7 protein-coding genes are annotated in these 6009 nt (G+C 70.8%); 5 read left to right on the plus strand and 2 right to left on the minus strand.

All coding sequences use genetic code 11. The features are described 5' to 3' along the window. Positions 1-131: 131 nt before the first annotated feature. Together ACFWI9_RS18525 and ACFWI9_RS18530 are read left to right on the plus strand one after the other, a co-directional pair. Positions 132-359, plus strand: coding sequence for a hypothetical protein (locus tag ACFWI9_RS18525; protein WP_387163226.1), 228 nt, complete (start codon positions 132-134; stop codon positions 357-359). A 170-nt stretch (positions 360-529) separates the two neighbouring features. Further along, on the plus strand, positions 530-1132 hold the full coding sequence (locus ACFWI9_RS18530) for an HU family DNA-binding protein (protein WP_387163228.1): 603 nt from the start codon (positions 530-532) through the stop codon (positions 1130-1132). Between the two features lie 136 nt (positions 1133-1268). Here ACFWI9_RS18530 and ACFWI9_RS18535 read toward each other — a convergent pair whose 3' ends face one another. Together ACFWI9_RS18535 and cofC are read right to left on the minus strand one after the other, a co-directional pair. Then, positions 1269-1472, minus strand: a complete 204-nt coding sequence (locus tag ACFWI9_RS18535; protein ID WP_387163230.1) for a hypothetical protein — start codon at positions 1470-1472, stop codon at positions 1269-1271. A gap of 277 nt (positions 1473-1749) precedes the next feature. Next, entirely contained in the window at positions 1750-2406 is a 657-nt protein-coding gene (cofC, locus tag ACFWI9_RS18540) for a 2-phospho-L-lactate guanylyltransferase (protein ID WP_387163232.1), read from the minus strand. A 229-nt stretch (positions 2407-2635) separates the two neighbouring features. Here cofC and ACFWI9_RS18545 point away from each other — a divergent pair, with 229 nt between their 5' ends. The 3 genes from ACFWI9_RS18545 to ACFWI9_RS18555 all read left to right on the plus strand — a co-directional run bounded on the left by ACFWI9_RS18545 (position 2636) and on the right by ACFWI9_RS18555 (position 5912). After that, the gene (locus ACFWI9_RS18545; protein WP_387163234.1) at positions 2636-3388 is read left to right on the plus strand and encodes a lysophospholipid acyltransferase family protein; all 753 of its coding nucleotides are present in this window, start codon (positions 2636-2638) and stop codon (positions 3386-3388) included. Further along, the gene (locus ACFWI9_RS18550; protein ID WP_387163237.1) at positions 3385-4422 is read left to right on the plus strand and encodes an NAD(P)H-dependent glycerol-3-phosphate dehydrogenase; all 1038 of its coding nucleotides are present in this window, start codon (positions 3385-3387) and stop codon (positions 4420-4422) included. The genes ACFWI9_RS18545 and ACFWI9_RS18550 overlap by 4 nt, the downstream gene beginning before the upstream one ends. 317 nt (positions 4423-4739) lie before the next feature. Beyond that, a complete protein-coding gene (locus ACFWI9_RS18555) occupies positions 4740-5912 on the plus strand; it encodes a D-alanine--D-alanine ligase family protein (protein ID WP_387163239.1) in 1173 nt (390 codons plus the stop codon). The last annotated feature ends 97 nt before the right edge of the window (positions 5913-6009 follow it).

Consider the following 6009-nt stretch of genomic DNA (forward strand, 5'->3'; position numbering starts at 1 on the left):
CAACCGCCCTCTCTCCCGCTCGCGGCCCCCCCGGATCCCCCCACCGCCCCCCCCCCCCGGGGGGGGGGGCGCGCAGTCGTTTGTTGAGGTCCACCGGGGCGACAACTCGCCCCAGATGGCACAATCAACGCATGGAACGCGACAGCCAACTCGAGCTCTATCAGGCAGTCGCCGACCGGCTGAAAGAAGCGCATACCCGTGTGCGCGAACTGCAAGTCCCGGAGGGCGTAAGGATGGCGCTGTCCCGGAAGCTGCTGGCTGTCACGGCCGTGGCCAAGCACGATCTCGCTGACGCCGCAAGGCGCCTGGACCGGTTGATGAACGACCTCGATGAAGGCCGTTTCCCTCAAGGTGACTGACCCCCCGACGGCGGTGTCGATATCCGGCACCGCCGGGTGGCCGCGGCGTCGACTTCGTTGCGGCACTAGGGTGATTAGCCCGTTTCGTGTTTGATTTGCGGTATATATCTGCCTAACGTGCGAAAAAGCTTGAACACTTTCGTTCCGGCTATGTCTCCGAAGGGGAAGAAGTGAACAAGGCGCAGCTCGTAGAAGCGATTGCCGACAAGATGGGCGGCCGTCAGCAGGCCGCCGAGGCGGTCGACGCGGTACTCGACGCGATCGTCCGCGCGGTTGTCGGCGGTGACCGGGTTTCGGTCACCGGCTTCGGTTCGTTCGAGAAGGTCGACCGCCCCGCTCGTTACGCCCGCAACCCTCAGACGGGTGAGCGCGTGCGGGTCAAGAAGACCTCGGTGCCGCGATTCCGCGCGGGCCAGGGCTTCAAAGACCTGGTCAGCGGGACGAAGAAGCTCCCCAGGGGTGGCGAAGTCGCCGTCAAGAAGGCGCCCAAGGGCAGCCTCCAGGTCGGCACCGCCGCCAAGAAGGCCGCCGCGAAGAAGGCGACCGCCAAGAAGGCAGCGGTGAAGAAGACCGCAGCCGCGAAGAAGACCACCGCCGCGGCCAAGAAGACCACCACCGCGAAGACCGCAGCAGTGAAGAAGACCGCAGCGGTGAAGAAGACCGCGGCGAAGAAGACCACCGCGAAGAAGGCCACGGCCAAGAAGACCGCCCCGGCCAAGAAGGCCACGGCGCGCAAGACCACCGCCAAGAAGACCACTGCCCGCAAGAAGTAGGCGGGCGCGGCACCCGAGGGCCACTCACGCGACGGGCCGGACTCCCCGGTGGGAGCCCGGCCCGCGGCATGCCGGGGCAGCACTTCGGTCGTGTCCTGGCTGTTCTGAGGCACGCCCGCCCGAAAGCCGGGCCCGCTCACAGCGTCTGAAGCGTCACCAACGTGATCCGCAGGCCGTCGCCCTGACCCTCGGTCTCGATACGCACCCGCTGCCCGGGCCGCAGCAGCCGCAGCCCGCCGGCGTCGAACGCGGCGGTGTCGAAGTCCACCGGAGTCCCGTCGTCCAGCAGCACACTGCCGCTCCGGGTCTCTGAGTCATACGTGTACGCGGTCGCCTGCATGCCCCAGAGCCTATCCGGCAGTGCCGGGGCCGACCGTCCGGCCATCACCCGCGAGCAGGCCGGGTCTGGCAGAGGGGGACCCCCCAGGAGGTGCCCCCACGCCGCGTTGTCGGCTTCAGCCGCGCCATCCAGGGATGCCCAGTACGAGGATGACCTCCCCCTGACTGCGGCGGGGGGACCCCACCGCCTTTCGAGCCCCACCCCCTCGGCCCTGCGGGCCTGAGGGAGGCCCCATGCACCAGACGCCGCGAGCCCCGCTCTTCGGGCAGGGCTCGCCCTATTCGTCAGACACGACCTGGCTCCGCAGCAGCGGCAGCGCGGCGCAGTGCGCCGCCGTTCGGGGGCCCACCCCGAGGGCCAGTGCGGCCCGCAGGTCATCGGCGGTGTCGACGTCCCGGCGTACCGAGTCGGTGCCGACCGACGCAATTTCCGCGGCGCCGGACCGCAAATGCCGGTTTCGTGAAGGACCGCCGAATGCCGGACGCAATTCCGAGCCCGGACCGGCCGCGAGAAAAGTGGTGCCAATTCCCGCCGAGTCCGGGAGGAAAGCCCGCGGGAATTGCGCGGCCGCCGCGAGCACCAGGGCCAATTCCGCTGCTCGCAGCGCCGGCAGATCGGCGTTGAGCGCGGCCACCGCAGCGCCGGGCCGTCCGGCGCGCACCACATCGGCACCATGTGCCAGCGCCGCGTTGAGCCCCGCCGCCGGGGTGTCGGGCACGATCCTGGCGCCGGCGGCGGACAGCTCGGCGGCAGCCAGTGGATCGTCCGTGACGACCGCCACATCCGTCACCGCGGGGCACGACAGGGCCGCGGCCACCGTGTCCTGGGCGAAGGCCAGCGCCAGGTGCGGCCGGATGGCCGCCCCGACGGCGTCCGCCAGCCTGCTCTTGGCCAGGGCGAGTGGCTTCAGCGGAACGACGAGTGACCAGTGCACCGACTCATTGTGACGCGCTCCCGAGGGGGCACCGCGAGCCGCCTCTGCGGCGGCGCGGTAGCGGTTCCGTGCGGCGGCAATCGTGACCTTCCCGTGCGGCGACCCGTACGGCCACGCCACCGGGCGGGGCGTACCGTGTTCTCGACAGACCGGGGGCCCGAGGCGACACTTGACCCCCAGCAGCCAGGCCGCAGCAAGCAGCCGCCAGGTCATAGAGGAAGGTGTCCGAGTGCCCCGCCGCAGAATCGGCTTCTGGTACCGCCTGGCGGCGGTCATCGCGAAACCGCCGCTGGTGGTTCTCTTCAAGCGGGACTGGCGGGGAACGGAGCACATCCCGGCCGACGGCGGATTCATCACCGCCGTGAACCACAACTCGTACCTGGACCCGCTGTCCTACGCGCACTACCAGTACAACACGGGACGGGTACCTCGCTTCCTGGCGAAAGCCGCCCTCTTCAAGGGCAAATTCGTCGGCGCGATCCTGCGCGGCACCGGCCAGATCCCCGTCTACCGCGAGACGACCAACGCGATGGACGCCTTCCGGGCCGCCGTGGACGCCATCCAGCGCGGCGAGTGCGTGGCGTTCTACCCGGAGGGCACGCTCACCCGCGACCCCGAGATGTGGCCCATGGCGGGCAAGACCGGTGCCGCCCGGGTCGCCCTGCTCACCAAGGCGCCGGTCATCCCGGTCGCCCAGTGGGGCGCCAACATGGCGATGCCGCCGTACGCCAAGGAGGACAAGCTGCGGCTGTTCCCGCGCAAGACCCTGATCGTGCAGGCGGGACCGCCCGTCGACCTCGACCGGTTCTACGGGCTTGAGCCCACGCCCGAGGTGCTGCGCGAGGCGACCGAGGCCATCATGGCCGCGATCACCGCGATCCTCGAGGAGGTGCGCGGCGAGAGGGCGCCCGGCCAGACCTACGACCACCATATGGCCCGTGCGGAACAGCGGCGCAAGGCCGCCGAGGAGGGGTTGAAGTGACCCGTCCCGTCAAGGCCGCCGTCTTCGGCGCCGGATCCTGGGGCACCGCCTTCTCGGTGATCCTCGCCGACGCCGGCTGCGATGTGACGCTCTGGGCGCGCCGCGCCGAGCAGGTCGAGGTCATCAACGCCACCCGCGCCAACCCCGAGTACCTCCCGGGAACCGCACTCCCCGAGGCGGTAAGGGCCACCACGGACGCCGCCGAGGCCGCCGACGGGGCCGACTTCACCGTGCTCGTCGTCCCCTCCCAGACCCTGCGGGCCAACCTCGCCGAATGGGCGCCGAAGCTCGCCCCCGACACCGTCCTCGTCTCCCTGATGAAGGGCGTCGAACTCGGCACCGCCAAGCGGATGAGCGAGGTCATCACGGAAGTGGTGGCCGGAGCGCCGGGCGGGGGAGCCGCCGGTGACGTACGGCGCAGGGTGGCGGTCCTCACCGGCCCCAACCTCGCGAAGGAGATCGCCGCCCGCCAGCCCGCCGCGGCCGTGGTGGCCTGCGAGGACGAGTCGGTCGCACGGCGGCTCCAGTCCGCCTGCATGACCCCGTACTTCCGCGCCTACACCAACACCGACGTCGTCGGCTGCGAGCTGGGCGGCGCCGTCAAGAACGTCATCGGTCTCGCCGTCGGCATCGCGGACGGAATGGGCCTCGGCGACAACTCCAAGGCCACCCTGATCACCCGCGGCCTCGCCGAGACCACGCGGCTCGGCCTCGTCATGGGCGCCGACCCGATGACCTTCTCGGGCCTCGCGGGACTCGGCGACCTCGTCGCCACCTGCTCGTCCCCGCTGTCCAGGAACCACACCTTCGGCACCAATCTCGGGCGGGGGATGACCCTCCAGGAGACCATCGCCGCGACCAAGCAGACGGCCGAGGGCGTCAAGTCCTGTGAGTCCGTGCTGGATCTGGCGAGGCGGCACGGTGTGGACATGCCGATCACCGAGACGGTGGTGTCGATCGTCCATGAGGGGAAGCCGCCGGTGGTCGCCCTGAAGGAACTGATGTCGCGCAGCGCGAAGCCCGAGCGTCACTGACGTCCCGTGCGGTTTCGCGGCCCAGCGCCCCTCGTGCGATGGGCGGATGGCCCGCCCTGCCGGGCGCGGGCGCCGAGAGGCCAAGCGGTGGTGTTCGGGTACCCGGACGTCCCAGCCGTTCCCGGGTGTCCTCCGGACGAGATGCGGGGGAGTCTGAGGGCGGGCATTCCGGGTGCCGCCGCAGGGCACGGCGCACCGGCTTCCCGGCCTCCGGGCACCGCGGTGCACAGGGCCGAGCCCCCGGGTGAGGGACCCGGGGGCGGGGCGCGGCGCGGGCCTGCCGTGGCGGCGGAGGCGCAAGGTAGTCTCGTCGCGATATGAGCGAGAACCCGTTCCACAGCCCCGACCTCGCCCCCGCGCAGGGCGAGGCGCCCCGCAAGCCGCGTGTCGCGGTCGTCTTCGGCGGCCGTAGTTCCGAGCATGCGATCTCCGTCGTGACGGCCGGCGCCGTGCTGCGCGCCATCGACCGCGGCAAGTACGACGTACTGCCCATCGGTATCACCGGCGACGGCCGCTGGGCGCTGACCGCCGACGACCCGGAGCGGATGGCCATCGCCGACCGCAGACTGCCGTCCGTCGCCGAGCTCGCCGAGTCCGCCGAGGGCGGCGTCGTCCTGCCCGTCGACCCGGCCAACCGCGAGGTGGTCTACAGCGAGCCCGGTGCCGTTCCCAAGGCGCTCGGTGAGGTCGATGTCGTCTTTCCCATGCTGCACGGCCCCTACGGCGAGGACGGCACTCTCCAGGGACTGCTGGAACTCTCCGGTATCCCGTACGTCGGTTCGGGTGTGCTGGCCTCGGCCGTCGGCCAGGACAAGGAGTACATGAAGCGGGTCTTCACGTCCTTCGGCCTGCCGGTCGGCCCGTACGCGGTCATCCGTCCCCGTGAGTGGGTGAACGATCCCTCCGCCGCGCGCAAGAAGATCATCGACTTCGCGGGTGAGCACGGATGGCCGCTCTTCGTGAAGCCCGCCCGTGCGGGTTCCTCGATCGGCATCACCAAGGTGGACGACCTCTCCGGACTCGACGAGGCGATCGAGGAGGCCCAGCGGCACGACCCCAAGATCCTGGTCGAGGCGCTGCTGCGGGGCCGCGAGATCGAGTGCGGGGTGCTGGAGTTCGAGGACGGCCCGCGTGCCAGCGTGCCGGCCGAGATCCCGCCTGTCTCCGCGCACGACTTCTACGACTTCGAGGCCAAGTACATCGACTCGGCCGACGGCCTGGTGCCCGCACCGCTCACCGACGAGCAGACCGCCGAGGTGCGGCGGCTCGCGGTCGCGGCGTTCGAGGCGGCGTCCTGCGAGGGGCTGGTCCGGGCGGACTTCTTCCTCACCGAGGACGGGGAGTTCGTGATCAACGAGATCAACACCATGCCCGGGTTCACGCCGATCTCGATGTACCCGCGGATGTGGCAGGAGAGCGGGATCGGCTATCCGGAGCTTGTCGACCGGCTCATCCAGGCGGCGCTGCGGCGCTCCACCGGACTGCGCTGATCGCCGACCGGGGGGGGGGGGGGGGGGAGGACACCCCCGCCCCCGCGACCGCCATGCCCACCGGCAACTACACCGCCACCGACCCGAAGCTGCTGGG

It is taken from the genome of Streptomyces sp. NPDC127084, assembly GCF_042724175.1.
GTDB lineage: Bacteria > Actinomycetota > Actinomycetes > Streptomycetales > Streptomycetaceae > Streptomyces.